Source organism: Bacillus sp. UNC322MFChir4.1 (assembly GCF_000746135.1).
Classification (GTDB): domain Bacteria; phylum Bacillota; class Bacilli; order Bacillales; family Bacillaceae_G; genus Bacillus_A.
Genome location: NZ_JQKQ01000038.1, coordinates 16,616 through 37,370, shown reverse-complemented (window position 1 = coordinate 37,370; position 20,755 = coordinate 16,616). Strand labels below are relative to the sequence as shown.

Genomic DNA, 20,755 nt, shown 5'->3' with positions numbered 1-20,755 from the left:
ACTTTTGTATTTGTAATGTCATAACCTTTTACTTCAGATTGGTATCCGTCTACTGATTGCTCTTTTACTTCATACGTATATGCTTTGCCGTTTGCATCATATACCGATATATCTTTAAATTCGTATTTCCAATCTTTTTCCGCCGTTACTTCTTGTGTTGCGATTACTTTGCCGTTTTGCAGTAAATCTACCTTGATTGCACTTGGACGATCTGTTGCGTTATCGTCTTTCCACGTCTTTGTTCCTTCTACTTTTGTTAGTTGGACCACTTTTGTATTTATAATGTCATAACCTTTTACTTCGGATTTATATCCATCAACTGGTTGTTCTTTCACTTCATACTTATACACTTTTCCGTCTGTATCGTATGCAACTAAGTCTTTAAATTCATATTTCCAACCGCTTGCTTCTGTTACTTCTTGTGTTTTAATGACTTGACCATTTTGTAGTAAGTCTACTTTAATCTCTTTCGGACGATCTGCCGCATTGTCGCCTGTCCATGTTTTTGTTCCTGTAATGGATGTAGTCTTCACTTTATTCGAAATCGGTAGTTTAACTCCATTTACCTCATTTGATTTAACTTCAAAACTTACTTTTGTCTGAGAGTCGAAATCAATATACTCTGGAGCTGAAATCTCTTGTACATAATATTTCCCTGGTTGTAAATCAGAAATTTCAATTATCCCTTTTTCATTTGTTTTATATACATCCCCAAGTTGTTCACCTGACTCTTTATACAACTTAAACGAGACATTTTGTATTACTTTTTCTTCGTTACCTTCAAGATGCTTAACAATTCTTAACGTTCCTTTAGGAGGTAAATCACCTTGAATACCACCGCCAGATGTTACATTTGCGACTGTAGCACTACCCGATACAGAAACCGGTTGTTTGTATAGAAGTTGATAATCAGCTTTATAATCATTCTTAAAAGATTCTTGGTTCTTTCCGCTTTCCATTATCGTACTTGCATAAGAAACATTAAAAGACCTAGCACTTCCCATACTCCAGTTAATCACGACTTTAAATGAACGACCGCCGTCATCAAACTGAACATATCCATAACGTTGATCTTGAAATTGTTTAATAGTTAACTCCTCTACGTTATTAACTATTATTCGAAAACTATCTTTATTAAGTGTTTGGCCTTCCTGCAAACTATCAGACACAACAATATCTCTACCTAAATATTCTTTCTTGTTGTTTATCCTCAAGAACCAACGCACTTCATCGGGATTACTCGGTTGAATATAACCGGTTTTGCCGATAAATGGATCAGTCCCTGTACTACCACCGCTTGAACCAGTGATCGTGACAGTTTGTTTATCTAAATTCGTCCCTAAATTTGTTTCAACATTTGTTGTTTGTTCTACACGATTAGCTTCAACTGTAAAATAAAAATGTCCTCTGATATTGTGAAGTTTCTCCACCATATCATTAAATGTACATACCACCTTACCCGCAGTTACCTTACAAGTACCAAAATTAATACCTTGCTCATCATTTAATGGGATATCCCCCCCAAAGCCTGTTAATTCTCGAGGAAGTGTTAATGTTAACGTGTCTCCAGACTTCATATTATTTCCGGATTTATCACTGAAGGTTACATTTATTGTAGCCCGATCTCCTTGCTTCAATGTTTGTTTATCAAACGTAATACTATCCACAAATCCTGTTGTACTTAACTCTTGTGCATTTGCTATTATAGGCAGCAAACTCTGACCTATAGTAAACATAAAAATCATTATAATTGAAAAAATCGAAGTGGTTCTTTTTAAATGCATATGTTCCCTCCTGTAAATTTTGAATATAGATACAGTCCGGTACAAACTATAACAATGATTCTATTATTCAATGTCATTACGATGCTTTACTTAATTCTTAATAAATACTATCATCTTTTCTCTTTTTCAATCCTTCTATCACTTAGATAAAATAACACTTCCATCCGCAGGAGTCTTATCCCCCTATTTTTTACTTTTTTTGTACCTTAAGGTAGGAAGTCTTACCTTTATGCAAAATAAACGAGATTGCTTATTACATGTTATAAACTTAAATTTTCCCGATGTATGTCATCCACAACAACTCTGTTCTATATTGTTTAACAAGAATATTGGCGAATATACGGAAAGGATTTCACATTACAAATACAAAGGTGAATGAACAACTTCATTAGGAAAAGATTATTCAAAAACAACGATGATAAAACATGTAACAGTTATTCGGCTTATTATGCTGTAAGGATTGTGAAACTTCTTTATACTAATTGCGAAAAAAACGTTTAGTACACAGGGGTATATGAACAGGCTACTTCACCCGACTCTGATACTGCCTCCTAAAAAAGCGAGAAGTAAAGTTTATAATTAAATGCAGCATAACAACTAAAGAATGTTATAGCTGTAAAACGTACTGAGATATTTGTATTCGAAAGGATACTATTGAGGATACGTTTTTTGTTATCATGAATCACGGGGATAATCGATCACCTTACACACGAAAACAAACATAAAACGCTCCTGACGAAGTTATGTTTATCTATGAAGATAAAAGCTATATTCTCCAAATCTAAATAAAGTGGGATAAAAAAATATGATTACCAACCAAATAAAAAATTAAAATACATCTTTTTATTTTTGGAGTATATAAATGAGTATCGAGAAAAAGTACTTTGTCTAATGGTTTCTATAACTATGTAGAAAATTTGAAAGGACTCTATTTATACACATTTCATCTATTTATAAAGAGGTGTCAATTTTTCAAAATAAAATTAACTCCATCAATTACATTATGATTATGTATATAAGAGTAATGACAGTATTAAAATTGTGTAATTTATATTCCTTCACAATTTTATTAAATCATGAAAATGTAAGTTGTACCGTATGTACTATTTTAAACATAAAATACATACTTTCTTGACTAGATTAGAAATTTTAAAGATTACTTATTAATTTTGTAGATGTTTTGTAAGATGAGGCATCTTTTCACCCATGGCGTAGCTGCAGAAACATTATTGATCATTGTAATATATAATTCCACCAACTAATGATGTAAGCATGCCATTTTAGTGATTTTCAACATTAAAAAGAAATCCTTCCCACACCCATTATTGTCGAATTGCTAACAAAAAGCAAGAGTTAATTAACATCTCCTTATTTTCCCATTATCACTATAGAACCTTTATTAACAAATATCTTTAGAATTAAAAAACCCCTTTAGGTTTCATTCATTTCTTCATCTGCTCATGAAGTTTTTTGAATGATTTCCTAAAGGGGCTATCAATAATACCCTAAAATCTTTTTATTGTTTCATTCGTTGACGAGCGAATAAAATTCCACCTAAAACGAACAATACCATACCTCCAACAATTGAAATCATCTCTGCTGGTGTTCCTCCTGTTTTAGGAAGTAATACTGTCGTCTTATCGTTTTCTTTATTAGATGAATCTTTTGGATCTTCATTTGGACCTTTGTTCGGATCTTTTGGATCTTCACCTGTTTCGCCCTTAGTTTTTGTATTCGTGATATCATAACCATTTACTTCGGATTTGTATCCGTCTACTGGCTGTTCTTTCACTTCATACTTGTATGCCTTACCTTCTGCATCATAGGCTGGTAGGTTTTCAAACGTGTACTTCCAATTTGTTGCCGCACTTACTTCTTTCGTGTCAATTACTTGACCGTTTTGTAGTAGGTCTACTTTGATCATTTTCGGACGATCTTTCGCATCATCGTCTTTCCATGTCTTCGTTCCCTCTACCTTTGTTTCACCTACTTTTGTATTTGTGATGTCTGAACCGTTTACTTCGGATTTGTATCCGTCTACCGGTTGTTCCTTCACTTCATACTTGTATGCTACTCCTTTCGCATCGTAAGCTGGTAGGTTTTCAAACGTGTATTTCCAATTTGTTGCTGCTGTTACTTCTTTTGTTGCAATTACTTTACCGTTTTGTAGTAAGTCTACTTTGATCATTTTCGGACGATCTTTTGCATTATCGTCTTTCCATGTCTTCGTTCCTTCTACTTTCGTTTCGCCAACCTTTGTATTTGTGATGTCTGAACCGTTTACTTCGGATTTGTATCCGTCGATCAGCTGTTCCTTCACTTCATACTTGTATGCTACTCCATTCGCATCATAAGCTGGGAGTTTGTCAAACGTATACTTCCAATTTGTTGCTGCTGTTACTTCTTGTGTATCTACTACTTTGCCATTTTGTAGTAAGTCTACTTTGATCATTGTCGGACGATCTGTTGCACCATCGTCTTTCCATGTCTTCGTTCCTTCTACCTTCGTTTCGCCTACTTTTGTATTCGTGATGTCATAACCATTTACTTTGGATTCATATCCTGGAACTGATTGTTCTTTCACTGTATACGTATAGGCTACTCCTTTCGCATCATAAGCTGGTAAATCTGCAAATGTGTACTTCCAATCATTTGCTGATGTTACATATTGCGTCAGTAAAACCGTACCATTTTGGTATAAGTCTATCTTAATTGAGCTTGGACGATCTGTTGCGTTGTTATCGTTCCACGTTTTCGTTCCTTCTACGTTCACTTTTCCTACTTTTGTATTCGTGATATTAAAACCATCTACTTTGGATTCATATCCTGGGACTGGTTGTTCTTTCACTTCATACTTGTATGCTACTCCATTCGCATCGTAGGCTTGTAGATTGTCAAACGTGTACATCCAATTTGTTGCCGCGCTTACTTCTTTCGCGTCAATCACTTGACCGTTTTGTAGTAAGTCTACTTTGATGGCTTTATGTTCTTCCTCTGTGCCACCTTTCCACGTCTTCATTCCTGTAACGGAAGTCTTACCTACTTTTGTATTTGTGATGTCGTAACCATTCACTTTGGATTCATATCCTGGGACTGGTTGTTCTTTCACTTCATACTTGTATGCTACTCCATTCGCATCGTAGGCTTGTAGGTTGTCAAACGTGTATTTCCAACTTGTTGCCGCACTTACTTCTTTTGTATCTACTACTTTACCATTTTGTAGTAAGTCTACTTTGATTGAACTTGGACGATTCGTTGCATTGTTATCCTTCCAAGTTTTTATTCCTTCTACTTTTGTCTTACCTACTTTTGTATTTGTGATGTCATAACCATTTACTTTGGATTCATATCCTGGGACTGATTGTTCTTTCACTGTATACGTGTAGGCTTTTCCATTTGCATCATATGCCGGTAAATCTGCAAATGTGTATTTCCAGTTTATTGCCGCTGTTACTTCTTTCGTGTCAATCTTTTCACCGTTTCGGAATAACTCTACTTGGATTGAGCTTGGACGATCTGCTGCATTGTTATCCTTCCAAGTTTTTGTTCCCTCTACGTTTACTTTTCCTGCTTTTGTATTTGTAATGTCATAACCATTCACTTTGGATTCATATCCGTTTACTGGCTGTTCTTTCACTTCGTACTTATACTCTTTGCCATCTGCATCGTAAACTGCTAAACCTGTAAATTCGTATTTCCAGTTTGTTGCCGCCGTTACTTCCTTCGTATTAATCTTTTGGCCATTTTGGAGTAAATCTACTTTGATTGAACTTGGACGATCTGATGCGTTGTTATCATTCCACGTCTTCGTTCCAGCAATCGATGTAGTTTTCACTTTATTCGAAATCGGCAACTTAATTCCGTTTACAGCATCTTCTTCCACTTCAAACTCTACTTTTACCTTAGGATCAAAATCAATATAGTTTGGAGCTGAAACTTCTTGTACATAGTATTTACCTGGTGTTAAATTTTTGATTTCGATTATACCTTTTTCATCTGTTATATATTCATCTCCAACTTGTTCGCCCGATGCTTTATACAACTTAAACTTAACATTCGGTATTACTTTTTCTTCATTTCCTTCAAGGTGCTTAACAATTCTTAGCGTTCCTTTTGAAACCTTGTCACCTTCAGCAGTACCGCCACCTGCCATATTTTTGATTGGGAAAGTACCTGATTCAGAAGCCGGTTTTTTTCCAGTGACTTGGTAATCAACCTGATAATCATTCTTAAAGTAGTCTTGCTTCTTTCCGGCTTCCGTTAAAGTAGATGTATACCAAACCGAAAATGCATTACCACTCGCTTTATCTTTATTTATCACAACTTTAAATGATTTATCACCATTAAACGTAATGGTTCCATAACCTTGAGCTTCAAAGGCTTGAGGTGATACTCCAGAACCATTATTAATGTGGATCTTGAAACTATCTTTATTAAGCGTTTGACCTTCATGTAAATTATCATTCACAACAATATCACTACTTAAATTGTCTTTATTTAAGTTTATATTCAAGAACCAACGCAGTACATTTTCCTGACCTGAGTTCGTATCACCTGTTTTATAAAAAAACGGTTGCTCTCCAGGATCTGTACCACCACCACCTGTTGGACCGGTAATTGTTATAGTTTGCTTATCTAAATTTGTACCGAAATTTGTTTCAATTTCTTTCTTTTCATCCGTTCCTACATTAGTAGCTTGAACGTTAAGATAAAAACTTCCTTTAATATTTTGGTGTTTATTTACCTTATCATTAAACGTACATATCACTTTATCTCCAGTTACTTTACACTCACCATAATCACTTAACTGAATCTTTGTAGGAAATCCATGTAATTCTGGAGGTAGTGTTAATGTTAGTGTGTCTCCAGGCTTCAGCTTAAGTCTATCCTTTTCACTGAAGTTTACAGTTAATTGCGTCCACTCTGAGCTCTGTAGATCTGTTTTTTCCAAATCCAGTCTATCTACAAGTCCTGCTGTATTTAACTCTTGTGCATTTGCTATTATAGGCATTAAACTCTGGCCTATAGTAAACATAAAAATCATTATAATTGAGAAAATCGAAGTTATTCTTTTTAAATGCACGCTTTATGTTACCCCCTTCAAATTACAATATAGGTAATTTTTAGGGCGGAAAGACATAACAAAGGCTCTATTAATCAATGTTATTGAGCTGTTTTTATTTATATATGTTGAATAACCATTATGAATTTTTGTCTTTCTTCACCCCTTCTTTTACCTTGAAACTCGAAATGTTACTTCTATATAAACTCATCTATTTTTTCTAATATGTCTAAACGACGAGATTGTTGATTTTTACTATTTAGCAAGAACAATAAAGGAATTGACGAGCTATTTCATAATAAAATTGCATCTAGTCGATTTCCATATTTATCATCCTGAAGGAAAACAAGAAATGTAGCGTATGATACAAGCCAAAAAAACCGCAGCTTTAAAACGCCTTATATTTAGAGAAACAAGCTGACACGAAAAACACGAAGTATTTCAACCTCAGTGTTATATAATAAAAAGCACTTCAGACGAAGTATTTATTATTTGTCAATGCGGATGAAAGTCATATTCTCCAAATTTGAATACAGTAGGACAAACTTTGAGGTAATAAAAAAGAGTGTAATTGTCAACCGAGTTCCTACGTATCATACAAAAATAAGAAAATCGGTCTTTTCATTTTTGGAGTAAAATGAATGTCGAGAAAAAGTACTTGCCTAATTGGCTCCGTGGCTATGTCGAAGGGTTAAACTGAACTTATATATTCGTTTCAGCTACTTGATAAGAATGGTTAGTTTTTCTAAAAAGATGTTGAATCCTCAAAATCAAAATATTAATATGTGCATATATTCTGTAATAACATAGAATCTGAGAGATTTATATTCTTTCATTAATTCTTATCAAATCACAAAAATTTAAATTGTACAGTATGTACTATATAAGCTCATTTTGATTTATCAACATATAAACCGCTACTATGCAGAACAAAACATAACCTGCACTCGCGCTTTCTCTCTTTGTTTTCATCCTTTTATGCATGGCCAGATGCTCTCGCCTACCTAAAAAGAAAGAGTTTTTTTATGTCATTTTTAATTTGTATTTATATATTTTAGACATGTAATCTCTAGTTTCTTAACTAGGTTGGAAGTTTTCAAGGTTATTTGCTCATAGTTTAGACACTTAGTTAGATGAAGGTTTTTTTGAAATATTTGGCGTAACTGTAGCAACATTATTTGCAACAATTGGACCATTTCCTAATAATATTTTCCCAAAAAAGAAAACATTCTCACAATCTATTATTCTAGAATAATTACAAAAAAGCAACAATTAAGTCCTTTTTCCATTTTTTGGATGATCAACATGCACATTTTTGACACATGTATTTAGAGCAGAAAAAACGACTTCTGAGAGATAGCTCTTCCATCGTTTTTCTACTTAAGCTTTCCAAAATTAATATCTGATCAGTCTATAGACTGATCAGATATTTTTATATCACTTCTAATCTTCATTACATCTTCTCTGGTGCAGATACTCCAACTAATGCTAATGCATTTTGAAGTGTAATGCGTACTGCACGCATTAAATCGTAACGAGCTTTACTTAATTCTAAATTATCTTGGTTTAATACTTTTTCTGCATTGTAGAAGCTATGAAGCGCTGCTGCTAAGTCAAATGCATAGCTTGTAATGCGGTGCGGCAGACGTTTTTGCGCTGCTTCTGCAACTGCTGCTGGGAATTCACCAAGTTTCTTTAATAAGTCTACTTCTTTCTCAGAAGCAACTAGTTTGTAGTTCACATCGCCGCCTGCAGTTAATCCAAGCTCTTCACCTTGGCGAAGGATGCTGCATACGCGTGCATGTGCATATTGTGCGTAGTATACAGGGTTTTCATTTGATTTTGATACCGCTAAGTCCATATCAAAGTCTAAATGAGAGTCACCGCTGCGCATTGCAAAGAAGTAACGCATTGCGTCCACGCCCACTTCTTCCATAAGCTCACGAAGTGTAACAGCTTTACCTGTACGTTTACTCATTTTTACTTTTTCACCGTTTTGGTATAGTTGTACCATTTGGATGATTTCTACTTCTAATGTATCTTTATCGTATCCAAGCGCTTGAATTGCTGCTTTCATACGAGGAATGTAACCGTGGTGGTCAGCACCCCAAATGTTAATTAATTTATCAAAACCGCGCTCTAATTTATCACGGTGATACGCAATATCTGGTGTTAAGTATGTGTAAGAACCATCGTTTTTAATTAATACGCGGTTTTTATCGTCGCCGTAAGTCATAGAACGGAACCAAGTTGCTCCGTCTTCTTCAAATATTTCATCACGCTCTTTTAGTACTGCAAGAGCTTGATCAATTTTTCCGTTTTTGTATAATGATGTTTCAGAGAACCATACATCAAAATTAACACGGAAGCTTTCTAAGTCTTTTTGAAGTTTTGCTAATTCGTATTTCAAACCGTACTCACGGTAGAATTCATAGCTTTCTTTCTCATCAGCTTTTGCATAACGATCGCCAAACTCTTCAGCTAAGCGTTGTCCGATTCCGATAATATCAGCACCATGGTAACCGTCTTCTGGCATTTCTTTTTCTAAACCTAACGCTTGCATATAACGTGCTTCAACAGAAAGCGCTAAGTTATGAATTTGGTTCCCCGCATCGTTAATGTAATACTCACGAGATATATCGTAGCCTGCCTTTGCTAATACGTTACATAACGTATCACCAACTGCCGCGCCGCGCGCATGTCCTAGGTGAAGGTCACCTGTTGGGTTTGCAGATACAAACTCAACTTGTACTTTTTCACCTTTACCTGTGTTTGTTTCCCCATATGCTTCGCCAGCTGTAATAATTGTTGGAATTAAATCTGTTAAATAGCTGTTATCCATATAGAAGTTAATGAAACCAGGACCAGCAATTTCAATTTTTTCAATAGAAGCTTTTGCTTTATCGAAATTTGCAACTAAATCCTCAGCAATCATACGAGGTGCCTTTTTCGCTACACGTGCGAGCTGCATTGCCGTGTTTGTCGAGAAGTCACCATTTGCTTTATCTTTTGGTGTTTCTAATATGACGTTTGCAACTTGTTCTTCTGTCGCTAATTCTGCTTTTACTACAGCAGCTTTAATTTCCTCTTTAATAAGTTCTTTTACTTGTTCTAAAGAGTTCATTACTGTGCCTCCTTAATATTAATGGTAATTGTATATCGGCCTGCTTCTTGTTCACTTAGAAGCAATGCATACGTTAGAAAGAGTTGTCCCTTTTTCTTTTCATCCGACCATTTAAAAAGGACATTATCCGTTTTCGTTTGCAATGCAAACGTTCCAAGTTCACTTATATACGTTCCTGTTGTCCACTCACCTTTTTTATGAGTTTGGCGCATCGAAACAGCACCGGAACGCATAATGAGAACTTGATCATCTTGAATTTTAATAATTGTCTTCACTTCGCCTTGTTCGTTCGGCTCTTGAAACGTTACATATGTACTTTGGCCCTTTACATAGTATAGACCATTTGTATCAAAAGCAATAGTTTCCTTTCGCACTCCCTCACGGATTTCTGTTACAAAGTGAACTTGTACTGGTAAGCCTGCAAGTTGCTTCTCCACGTCTTGCACACCTTTCAAAATATTATAGATATTACATAAAGCTTATAATAAATCACTTTTCCTATCATATCAAAAAAGTGCGGTTTCTGTCTGCTGAAATATTAGGAAACCTAACAAATGCTATATTTCATAAAATAATTTATAATCTCTATCCTTGTAAAACATTAAACTCCAAGTTCATTGTAAACTTGGAGTTTTCGTTATTTCTTCAGTTTTTCTAGCACTTTCGTTGGTACTTCATTCTCTTGTGCCTCTGCCCAAGCTTTTCCTTGGCTACCTTTTGCATAAATTTTCAGGTATTCTCCTTGGCGTAGCTCACGATTTATCATTTTTTTCACAACTTGCTTATTTCCTTCTCTATCATAAGCAGTAAAGGCGTACAAATACCGGTCTCCTTTTTTCTCGCCTTGATTTGTGACAGCATAACATTCCTTTACTTTCTTACTTGAAAAGAAGTTATCTACAAAGGCCTGCACACCTTCTGTTTTTGATTGTAAATAAAAGGCTCCTGCCCCGCATAAAATAACAAATACCGCTACAACTTTTAATATCATACGCATAAAGCTTTTCACCTCTTACGTAATACTTCCTTATTATTATGTTCAGTATAAAATTTACAAAAGATAGTCACTATCGATTTTTCTTACACTTTCCTTACATCATTGTAAGGAATGTTAATAAATATATGTTTCGATGAAAAAACGACATAGAAAAAGGCTACTTCGAATGAATTCGAAATAGCCTTCGCTTTTACTTTATCTAGCTACGCCTCCTGTCCCTTAAGTCTAAGAACCTTACCCGCCAAAAAGTAAAAAGCACTTTTTGCGGGAAAGAACCTTAGCCACCGGGCCTGAACAGTCGGCTTCGCTTTTATTTTTGCACCCATCCAAGTAACATTTCGCGCACAAATTTACTTGCTGCGATTGGTGTTTGATCACTGTGATCATATATAGGAGCTACTTCTACTAAGTCTGCTCCGACTACGTTTATATTTGAATTTGCAATTGCAACAATGGAATCTAATAGTTCTTTTGATGTAATACCGCCAGCTTCTAGCGTTCCCGTACCAGGAGCATGAGCTGGGTCCAATACGTCAATGTCAATTGTGACATAGACTGGACGTCCTGCAAGTGTTGGCAATACTTTCTTTAATGGTTCTAATACATCAAATTTGTATAAGTTCATGCCAACTTCTTTCGCCCACTCGAATTCTTCTTTCATACCAGAACGAATCCCGAAAGAATATACGTTTTCTGGGCCAATTAAATCACACACTTTACGAATTGGTGTAGAGTGAGATAACGGCTCCCCTTCATAAGATTCACGTAAATCTGTATGAGCATCCATATGGATGATCGCTAGATCTGGATATTTTTTAGCCATCGCCTTAAAAATTGGCCAAGACACTAAGTGCTCACCACCAAGACCTAGCGGAAACTTACCCGCATCTAATAGTTTTGTTACATATTCTTCGATCATGTCTAAGCTACGCTGTGCATTACCGAAAGGAAGTGGAATATCACCCGCATCAAAATATTTAACTTCCTCTAGTTCACGATCTAAATATGGACTATATTCTTCTAATCCAATTGATACTTCACGAATACGTGCTGGACCAAAACGAGAACCTGGACGATAACTTACTGTCCAATCCATTGGCATCCCGTAAATAACTACCTCAGCATCTTCAAAACTTGGATGACTTTTAATAAATACTTTACCTGAATAAGCTTCATCAAAACGCATATTCTTTTCCTCCTATCTGGAACTTAAGGTATCCCAACCTTTCATTTTGTCTCAAATTTGGAGCTACTTGCTCCTCTTTATCGATTTACCACACTCTTCCCCGCGAAAAGGAAGAAACTCTTTTTGCGGGAAAGAACCTTAGCCGTCAAGCCTGAACAGTCGGCTCCGCTTTTCTTACTTAATTAAATCCCCAACGAACTTCGGTAGTGCAAATGCTGCTTTGTGAAGTTCTTTTGTGTAATATTTCGTTTCGATTTCATGGAAACGCTCTTCACTTACTTCTAATGGATCATGCTTCTTAGATCCGATTGTGAATGTCCAAAGTCCGCTTGGATATGTTGGAATGTTAGCCGTGTAAAGACGTGTAATTGGGAAGATTTCTTTTACGTCTTTAAACACGTTTGAAATTAATTCCGGTGTGAACCAAGGGTTGTCCGTTTGTGCTACGAAAATACCATCTTCTTTTAACGCTTTTGAAATTCCAGCATAGAACCCTTTTGTAAATAGGTTTACAGCTGGGCCTACTGGCTCTGTAGAATCAACCATAATTACGTCATACTCGTTTTCACTTTCAGCAATGTGCATAAAGCCATCGCCAACTTTTACATCTACGCGCGGGTTTTCTAATTCACCAGCAATTTCTGGTAAGTACTTTTTAGAGTACTCGATTACTTTTCCATCAATTTCAACAAGTGTCGCTTTTTTCACGCTTGGGTGTTTTAATACTTCACGAATAACACCGCCATCACCGCCGCCAACAACTAAAACGTTTTCAGGATTTGGATGTGTAAATAATGGTACATGCGCTACCATTTCGTGATATACGAACTCATCCTTTTGCGTTGTCATAACCATGCCATCTAAAATAAGCATGTTACCGAATTCTTCAGTTTCAACCATATCAAGCTTTTGAAATTCTGTTTGCTCCGTATGTAAAGTGCGGTTAATACGTGCTGTAATTCCAAAATGCTTTGTTTGTTTTTCCGTGAACCATAGTTCCATTGTGCGATCACGCCTTTCGTTGCAAATTATAATGTGGACACCATTAATGTCCCCTAACAAAAATAAAACAAAACATATAAAATGTATAGTTAAAAATTATAAAAATACCGTAAATATATTTGAAACAAATTGTTTTCGTTCGTATATTTGGTCAATTATGTATAAAACAGTAAGAAAACCCTTTCCTAAGAAAGGGTTTTGCTCTAACTTTTTACATTTTCACGAATTGGTAGACAAATCATCACACATCCAACTAGCGCAACAATTCCTCCTACTAAAAACGGACTTTGCGGTGAAATCATGTGACCGAGAACTCCCGATAAAATCGGTGCGATTGCTCCGCCTAACCAACGAACGAAGTTATATACACCAGATGTGATAGATCTTTCATAAGGCGAGATATCCATTACGTAACTTGTAAATAATGCATTATTAAGACCAGATGCTAGACCTGATAAAACGATCAGTACAATTTGTAACCACATTACTTGCACGAAGAATAATAAGACTAAAAAGCAAGCAAATACAAGTAAGCTAAAACGCAGTAACATTTTTGGTTCATAGTTCTCTTCTAATCGATGGGCAAGTTTAGCTGAACCATACGCTAATGCAAGACCCCACCCGCAAAAGACGAATCCAAGCTGAATAGCAGATAAATGTAAAATAAGCGGTGAATATGCCAAAACAACAAAGAAAGCATAGTAATATAACATCCCGGAAATGGCACCTTGTATGAAAGGTTTATACTTCACTAGGTTAAGTAATTCTTTCAATCCAGCTGACTGACGTTTCACTTTGCGCTCTGGTTCTTTTACAAAAAAGAAAACAAGAATAAATGCTAAAGCAATTAAAACACTTGTCGCAAAAAACGGATAACGCCAAGAATACCCACCTAATAAACCACCTAACAACGGACCACCTGCCATACCTAAGCCAATCGCAGCCTCATACAATCCAACCGCTTCATGTACTTCTTTACTCAGTGCAATTAATAGTGTCATTGCCGTTGCGAAAAACATCGCATTTCCTAGACCCCAGCCAGCACGAAAAATAGATAACTGCGCAATTGTTTGTGACAACCCACAAATGCATGCAAACACTGTTACAATCGCAAGACCGATTGTCATCATCCGCTTATCACCAAATCGTGCTGCAAGAAGACCAGCTGGCAGCATCATAATGGCCATCGTTAAAATATAAGCTGTAAATAACATTTCTACTTGCCAATGTGTTGCGCCAATTTTCTCGGCGATGATTGGCAAAATGGGATCGACTACCCCAATGCCGGAAAAGGCAAGAAACGTAGCGACTACTGTAATGAGTCTCCCCGTTCGTTGTTTACTCTCCATATAAATCATTCTCCTCTTTCTAAAAACTTCGTTGCTTTTTCTAAGCTATGTTCTAATTCTTCTTTCACACGCTTCATTTGTAACATTTTCTTGTCTAGCGTCTCAATTTGATTTGCCAGCATATTGGCTATTTCTTGAATGACTTCCCGATCACGCGGATTTTCACTATTTTTTCTTTGCTCCATACGTTCTTTAAGGGATAAGAAATACTGCATTTCTTGAAGCGTAATACCTAATACTTCTTTCGCTTCTACAATTTTTTTTATTTTCTCCACGTCTTCGTCAGTATATAGGCGAATATTCCCTTCACTACGCTCTGGTGGATGAATTAAGCCAATTTCCTCATAATAACGAAGAGTCCGCTTTGTTAAACCAGTTTGTTTAGTTACTTCCTCAATTTTATACACGTCTATCCCTCCCAACATTATTACATTTTACGTTAACGTTAACTTTTGTGCAACTATTACACATTTGTAAATTTTCCTTAAACGGTTGTCTTTTGAATTACTCAGTTTCATAATTGAATTAAAATAAAGAAGAAGTTCATTAGTTAGTAAAAATATATACAAGTATAATCAATTATAGCGCAATGTAATTACGCGAAGATTGTGATTATATGAGTTAACATTATAAGCCAAAGAATTTGCAGAATTGTTAAACGCGCCCGCTATTGTCCTATACAGATGGGATAATGATGGTAAATTAAAGGCTTTTAGAACCCCCACTAATAGAAAGTATTATAAATATGAACAGTATCTTGAGTATACGGGTAGCTCTAAGAAACAAATTGGTAGAAAGACTATTATCTATACAAGGGTTCAACTTCTAATTATTCTACACATTTTTAGCTGTCGTATATATGGGTTAAGAAAATACAAGAAAAAAATTGTAAAGGATGAGGAAGTTGAAAAAAGCCTACAAGATAGAAATTAGCCCTACTCAAGAACAAAAATCTAAAATACATCAAACTATTGGGGTTAGCAGATTTATCTACAATTTCTACATTTCTCACAATAAAGAGGTTTATGAAAAAGAAGGTAGATTTGTAAGTGGAATGGATTTTTCCAAGTGGTTAAACAACGAATATATACCTAATAATGAGGATAAAGCATGGAGAAAAAGTGTGTCGTCTAAATCCACAAAGCAAGCTATTATGAATGGAGAAAAAGCGTTTAAAAGATTTTTTACAGGGGTTAGTGGATTTCCTAGATTTAAAAAGAAGAAAAATCAAGATGTAAAATGTTACTTCCCTAAAAACAACAAAACAGACTGGACGATTGAAAGATATCGAGTAAAAATACCTACTCTTGGCTTTGTAAGGTTGAAAGAGTACGGTTATATCCCTAAAAACGCCATTGTGAAAAGCGGGACAGTTTCTCAAAAAGCAGGGAGATATTATGTATCCATACTTTGTGAAGTAGAAGAAACAAAAGTAAAGCCAAAGTTGGAGGAAACAGGGTTAGGGATTGATTTAGGGATTAAAGATTTTGCTATTTGTAGTACCGGAGAAGTTCACGAAAACATTAATAAAACAGATAAAGTAAGAAAGCTAGAAAGAAAACTAAAACGTGAGCAACGCTCTTTATCGCAAAAGTATGAAAATCTAAAAAAGAGAGGTGAAACGTCTGTTACTAATAAAAGAGCGAATATAGACAAAAATATTCTTAGAATACAAAAACTACATGCTCGATTGTCCAATATACGATTAGAGTATATAAAAGCTGTTGTGAATACGTTAGTGAAAACCAAACCGACTTATATCACAATAGAGGACTTGAATGTAAAAGGGATGATGAAGAATAAGCATCTATCTAAAGCGGTCGCGGGGCAATGTTTTTATACGTTTCAAACATGGTTATTAGCAAAGTGTAAAGAATATTGCATTGAATTACGCCAAGTAGACAGATTTTATCCTTCTTCTAAATTATGCTCATGTTGTGGCCATAAGAAAGTGGATTTAAAACTGTCTGACAGAGTGTATACATGTGAGTGTGGAAATGAAATGGATAGAGACTTAAACGCATGCATCAACCTTCTACAAGCAAAAGAATATACCATACTAACATAAATAGTAGGTATATATGTACGGTGGGCTACATCGGAATTAACGCCTGTGGAGAGCCATATAAACCAAAGTAGCGAGTAGTTGGCAAAATGGGGTTCATAGAAGCAGGAAAACTCTAAGAGTATACATTTGTATATATTTTTAGTAGCAGAACTCATTATGAAACAACCACTTATTCTTGCGCATCGTGGTGTGAGAAGTACACACCCTGAAAATACAATGATTGCTTTTCAAGAAGCAGAGCGCGTTGGTGCGCATGGCATTGAACTTGATGTACACGTATCAAAAGATGGCGAACTTGTTGTTATTCATGACGAAACTGTGGATAGAACAACAAATGGAACAGGGCTTGTCCGTGAACAAACAGCCGAACAATTGCAAGCACTCGATGCTGGTAGTTACAAGGATTCTTCTTTTCATGAAGCAAAAATCCCAACACTCCGCGAGGTGCTTATTTGGCTTTCTACAACAACACTGCAATTAAATATTGAATTAAAAACAGATGTTATTCGTTACCCAGGTATAGAGGAGAAAGTTGTAGATCTTGTTCGCGAATTTCATCTTGCTAATCAAATTGTATTTTCTTCGTTTAACCATGAATCCGTTGCCCTACTTGCAGCTTTAGCGCCAGAGATTCCCCGTGCGATTTTATACGATGAACCGCTTGCAGATCCAATTACTGAAGCAAAAAAAAGACAAGCTAATGGCCTCCATCCAAACTTCAAATTACTTACAAAAGAGTTTGTACAAACGGCCCAGCAACAAGGATATATATTCCGCCCTTATACAATTAATGAATATGAGGATCTGCAAAAGATGATAGATTACGGCGTTGATGTCATCATTACCGACTGGCCAGCACGTGCCTTTGAGCTTCTTTCTTAATAAGAAGCTCTTTTTTTATATAAATCAAAATGAATTTATATAGTTTAAAAACAATCCAAAACCTCAATACTAGTAAAAGCATGCTATGAGGGGTGACAAAAGAAATGGAACTTACGACAAATGAAAAACAAGCGAAATATAAGCGCTTTTTCCTTACTGCACTGCTATCATGTGTCCTTTTCTTTGTTTTTACCATTTTCATTGTGTTACTTGTTGCGAAAATTTTAGGACCACCACCTGTTGCGGTTCCACAAACAACTATCTTTTATGCAAATGACGACTCGGTTATGGGGCAAAGTCATGGGGCACAGGAACGATATAACGTGTCACTCGATCACATTTCATCTTACGTAAAAGAAGCAACACTTTCTATTGAAGATCAGCGCTTTTATAACCATCATGGGTTTGATGTAAAACGCATAGGCGGGGCGGTGATTGCTGACATTAAAGCGATGGAAAAAGTACAAGGTGCGAGTACAATTACACAGCAATACGCACGTAATTTATATTTAGATCACGATAAAACATGGAAACGAAAGCTATTAGAGGCAATGTACACCATTCGCCTAGAAGTGAATTATAATAAAAATGATATTTTACAAGGCTATTTAAACACAATTTATTACGGGCATGGTGCCTATGGAATCGAAGCAGCGGCCCGCCTCTATTTTAGTAAAAATGCGAAAGATTTAAATTTAGCAGAAGCAAGTATGCTCGCAGGTATTCCAAAAGGACCAAGTTTGTATTCTCCCTATTTGCATAAAAACCGGGCAAAAGAAAGACAAGCCCTCATTTTAAATGAAATGGTAGAACAAGGATATATCACAAAACTAGAAGCAGCAGCGGCAAAACAAGAACAACTCGGCTTCGCTCCGCTTGAAAAAGAAGAAGTAGCTGAAATAGCGCCTTATTTCCAAGGTGCCGTGCAAACTTCTCTCATTAATGATGCTGGTCTCGATGAGCAAACGGTAGCGCGAGGTGGCCTGCGTGTCTACACAACGTTAGATCCAAAGCTACAAAAAATTGCCGAACATGCAGTAAACGAAACCATTCCAAGTACAACGGAGATAGAAACAGCCATTGTATCTATGAACCCCAAAACGGGCGAAGTTATGTCTCTCATCGGCGGACGTGATTATAAAAAAAGTCAGTTCAACCGGGCAACACAGGCGTACCGGCAACCAGGTTCAACGTTTAAACCTTTTTTATATTACGCCGCTCTTGAGCAAGGATTTACACCAGCAACCCGCTTAAAAAGCGAACATACCGTGTTCACATTAGGCGATGGTGTTTCAAAGTATAATCCGACTAATTATAAAAACTACTACGCCGATGATTTTATTACAATGACGCAAGCATTAGCTGTTTCCGACAATGTATACGCTGTAAAAACACATCTTTTCTTAGAAGAAAAATCACTTGTAAAAACCGCAAAACAATTTGGAATTACAAGTTCATTAAAAGATGTCCCATCGCTTGCGCTTGGAACATCTCCCGTAAAGCCACTTGAAATGGTAAATGCTTATAGCTTGCTTGCTAACGGCGGGAAACGAGTAAAGCCAACATTTATTCGGCGCGTAGTCGATCATGACGGCAACATCTTGTATGATGCTCATTTAGAAAACAAACAAATTCTTGATGAGAACAATGCCTTTGTAATGGAAGAAATGATGACGGGTATGTTTAATAAAAAGCTAAGTAGCTATACCTCCGTCACGGGGCAAAACCTGATTCCAAAGTTATCCCGCACGTATGCCGGAAAGTCCGGTTCAACCGAGACAGACAGCTGGATGATTGGCTTTACACCAAATCTCGTAACAGGTGTTTGGGTCGGCTATGATAAACAAAAAACAATCTCTAATCCAACTGAGCAAGTCTATGCAAAAAATATGTGGGCAACGATTATGGAGAAAGGATTAGAAGAAACCCCGAAACAAGACTTTAAAAAACCGGCCAATGTAGTCGCGCTAAACATTAACCCTGAAAACGGGAAAATCGCCACGAAAGGGTGCCCCGTTTCTGTCAAAATGTATTTTGTAAAAGGGACCGAACCAACGGAGTACTGCATGGATCATATTGACGAGAAAGATGAATTTGAAGCAGTGCTAAAAGAGAAGGACAAAAATAAACAAAGCTGGTGGAAGAAGTATTTTCCGTGGTAAGGAAAATGAAATGAATAAGAAACTGACTTCAAAAGGTACATAAGTGCCTTTTGAAGTCAGTTCTTTTTCCGTTATCGACCGTTCTTTGCAATATATCGGCGCTTTTCACGATATATCGACCACTCTTTGGAATATATCGGCGCTTCGACACAACTTAAAGATTCCTCGACGACATTCGACACACAGGTAGTCGATTCGCTGAGCATCTTTCCTTTCTATTCATCATTATCATTTACGATCGCTAATACTTGATGGTCTTCCCATTTTCCATTTATCTTTACGTTTTTCCTTGCAATTCCCTCTTTATGAAAGCCTGATTTCTCTAACACTTTTATTGATCCGGTATTATGTGGCATAACGCCCGCTTCAATCCGATGAAGCTTTAGTTCATCGAATGCGTAAGACACAACTAGCTTAACAGCCTCTGTCATATATCCCTTCCCATTATGATGTTTATCTAAGGTATATCCAATAAAGCAATTTTGCAAAGAGTAGCGTAGTACTTCAAATAATGCAACAGACCCGATTAACTCTCCCGTTTCATTTAGATAAATGCCAAATGAATACTCCTCATCAAGCTCCTGCTTTTCATTCCCTTTTCGAATACGTTCCTTTTGACCGTCTAACGTATAAAAATTATCCTCTCGTAACGCTGTATACAGTTGAAAAAAATCTCGGTTTTTCGATTCTAAATGCATCATAGCTTCTGCATCACATTCTTCTAAACTTTTTATGAAAATAGACTCCCCACTTATTCTCATGTATCCATCTCTCCTTCCCCATTTACATACATATTTCTGACAAATATCGGCATTTCCTGCTCTCTTCAATTAAAAACATGTTTTCAAACAAACCCCAAATGACACATAAGCGCCTTTTGAAGTCAGTTCTTTTTCCGTTATCGACCGTTCTTTGCAATATATCGGTGCTTTTCACGATATATCGACCACTCTTTGGAATATATCAGCGCTTTTCGCGATATATCGGCGCTTCGACACAATTTAAAGATTCCTCGACGACATTCGACGCAAAAGTGATCGATTCGCTGAGCTGAATCATACCGAAAATTGAAAGGAGCCGACTAAAAAGTGGACTTTTTAGTCGGCTCCTTATATATAAACCCAAAAGTTTCACTTTTG

The 20,755-nt window shown here is 36.3% G+C and carries 14 protein-coding genes; 4 read left to right on the top strand and 10 right to left on the bottom strand.

Going from position 1 to position 20,755, the window contains the following annotated elements; genetic code table 11:
- The 9 genes from BR72_RS14685 to BR72_RS14640 form a co-directional block, all read right to left on the bottom strand.
- Positions 1-1,784: Cna B-type domain-containing protein (locus BR72_RS14685; RefSeq protein WP_156107950.1), on the bottom strand; the 1,784-nt coding region annotated here is incomplete at its 3' end.
- A 1,516-nt stretch (positions 1,785-3,300) separates the two neighbouring features.
- A complete protein-coding gene (locus BR72_RS25660) occupies positions 3,301-6,795 on the bottom strand; it encodes a Cna B-type domain-containing protein (protein WP_156107949.1) in 3,495 nt (1,164 codons plus the stop codon).
- 1,504 nt (positions 6,796-8,299) lie between these two features.
- Positions 8,300-9,970 carry an arginine--tRNA ligase gene (argS, locus tag BR72_RS14670; protein WP_035434085.1) on the bottom strand — a complete coding sequence of 557 codons (1,671 nt, stop codon included), beginning with the start codon at positions 9,968-9,970 and terminating at the stop codon, positions 8,300-8,302.
- The gene (locus tag BR72_RS14665; protein ID WP_035434084.1) at positions 9,970-10,407 is read right to left on the bottom strand and encodes a YwiB family protein; all 438 of its coding nucleotides are present in this window, start codon (positions 10,405-10,407) and stop codon (positions 9,970-9,972) included. Before BR72_RS14665 ends, argS begins: the two co-directional genes overlap by 1 nt.
- 200 nt (positions 10,408-10,607) lie before the next feature.
- Positions 10,608-10,967: a YxeA family protein gene (locus BR72_RS14660; RefSeq protein ID WP_035434082.1), complete on the bottom strand. Its 360-nt coding sequence runs from the start codon at positions 10,965-10,967 to the stop codon at positions 10,608-10,610.
- 310 nt (positions 10,968-11,277) lie between these two features.
- Positions 11,278-12,153 carry an agmatinase gene (speB, locus tag BR72_RS14655; protein ID WP_035434081.1) on the bottom strand — a complete coding sequence of 292 codons (876 nt, stop codon included), beginning with the start codon at positions 12,151-12,153 and terminating at the stop codon, positions 11,278-11,280.
- A gap of 174 nt (positions 12,154-12,327) precedes the next feature.
- Complete coding sequence (speE, locus tag BR72_RS14650; protein WP_035434078.1) at positions 12,328-13,155, bottom strand: polyamine aminopropyltransferase; 828 nt, start codon at positions 13,153-13,155, stop codon at positions 12,328-12,330.
- Between the two features lie 203 nt (positions 13,156-13,358).
- The gene (locus BR72_RS14645) at positions 13,359-14,504 is read right to left on the bottom strand and encodes an MFS transporter (RefSeq protein ID WP_035434076.1); all 1,146 of its coding nucleotides are present in this window, start codon (positions 14,502-14,504) and stop codon (positions 13,359-13,361) included.
- Between the two features lie 5 nt (positions 14,505-14,509).
- On the bottom strand, positions 14,510-14,911 hold the full coding sequence (locus tag BR72_RS14640; RefSeq protein WP_035434074.1) for a MerR family transcriptional regulator: 402 nt from the start codon (positions 14,909-14,911) through the stop codon (positions 14,510-14,512).
- 244 nt (positions 14,912-15,155) lie between these two features.
- On the opposite strand from BR72_RS14640, the gene BR72_RS14635 reads away from it, so the two are divergent.
- The 4 genes from BR72_RS14635 to BR72_RS14620 all read left to right on the top strand — a co-directional run bounded on the left by BR72_RS14635 (position 15,156) and on the right by BR72_RS14620 (position 19,616).
- Positions 15,156-15,437: a hypothetical protein gene (locus BR72_RS14635; protein ID WP_035434071.1), complete on the top strand. Its 282-nt coding sequence runs from the start codon at positions 15,156-15,158 to the stop codon at positions 15,435-15,437.
- Positions 15,409-16,572, top strand: a complete 1,164-nt coding sequence (locus BR72_RS14630; protein ID WP_035434068.1) for an RNA-guided endonuclease InsQ/TnpB family protein — start codon at positions 15,409-15,411, stop codon at positions 16,570-16,572. Before BR72_RS14635 ends, BR72_RS14630 begins: the two co-directional genes overlap by 29 nt.
- Positions 16,573-16,728: 156 nt before the next feature.
- Positions 16,729-17,454: a glycerophosphodiester phosphodiesterase gene (locus tag BR72_RS14625; protein ID WP_035434086.1), complete on the top strand. Its 726-nt coding sequence runs from the start codon at positions 16,729-16,731 to the stop codon at positions 17,452-17,454.
- Between the two features lie 104 nt (positions 17,455-17,558).
- On the top strand, positions 17,559-19,616 hold the full coding sequence (locus BR72_RS14620; protein WP_035434066.1) for a transglycosylase domain-containing protein: 2,058 nt from the start codon (positions 17,559-17,561) through the stop codon (positions 19,614-19,616).
- Between the two features lie 215 nt (positions 19,617-19,831).
- Here BR72_RS14620 and BR72_RS14615 read toward each other — a convergent pair whose 3' ends face one another.
- Positions 19,832-20,377, bottom strand: coding sequence for a GNAT family N-acetyltransferase (locus tag BR72_RS14615; RefSeq protein WP_035434064.1), 546 nt, complete (start codon positions 20,375-20,377; stop codon positions 19,832-19,834).
- Between the last annotated feature and the right edge of the window lie 378 nt (positions 20,378-20,755).

What these genes read in the sequence shown, in the direction of transcription:
- BR72_RS14660 (WP_035434082.1), bottom strand. Translation starts at nt 10,967, where the DNA reads ATGCGTATGATATTAAAAGTTGTAGCGGTATTTGTTATTTTATGCGGG.
- BR72_RS14620 (WP_035434066.1), top strand. Translation starts at nt 17,559, where the DNA reads ATGGAACTTACGACAAATGAAAAACAAGCGAAATATAAGCGCTTTTTC.
- argS (WP_035434085.1), bottom strand. Translation starts at nt 9,970, where the DNA reads ATGAACTCTTTAGAACAAGTAAAAGAACTTATTAAAGAGGAAATTAAA.
- BR72_RS14615 (WP_035434064.1), bottom strand. Translation starts at nt 20,377, where the DNA reads ATGAGAATAAGTGGGGAGTCTATTTTCATAAAAAGTTTAGAAGAATGT.
- speB (WP_035434081.1), bottom strand. Translation starts at nt 12,153, where the DNA reads ATGCGTTTTGATGAAGCTTATTCAGGTAAAGTATTTATTAAAAGTCAT.
- BR72_RS25660 (WP_156107949.1), bottom strand. Translation starts at nt 6,795, where the DNA reads ATGCCTATAATAGCAAATGCACAAGAGTTAAATACAGCAGGACTTGTA.
- BR72_RS14625 (WP_035434086.1), top strand. Translation starts at nt 16,729, where the DNA reads ATGAAACAACCACTTATTCTTGCGCATCGTGGTGTGAGAAGTACACAC.
- speE (WP_035434078.1), bottom strand. Translation starts at nt 13,155, where the DNA reads ATGGAACTATGGTTCACGGAAAAACAAACAAAGCATTTTGGAATTACA.
- BR72_RS14645 (WP_035434076.1), bottom strand. Translation starts at nt 14,504, where the DNA reads ATGGAGAGTAAACAACGAACGGGGAGACTCATTACAGTAGTCGCTACG.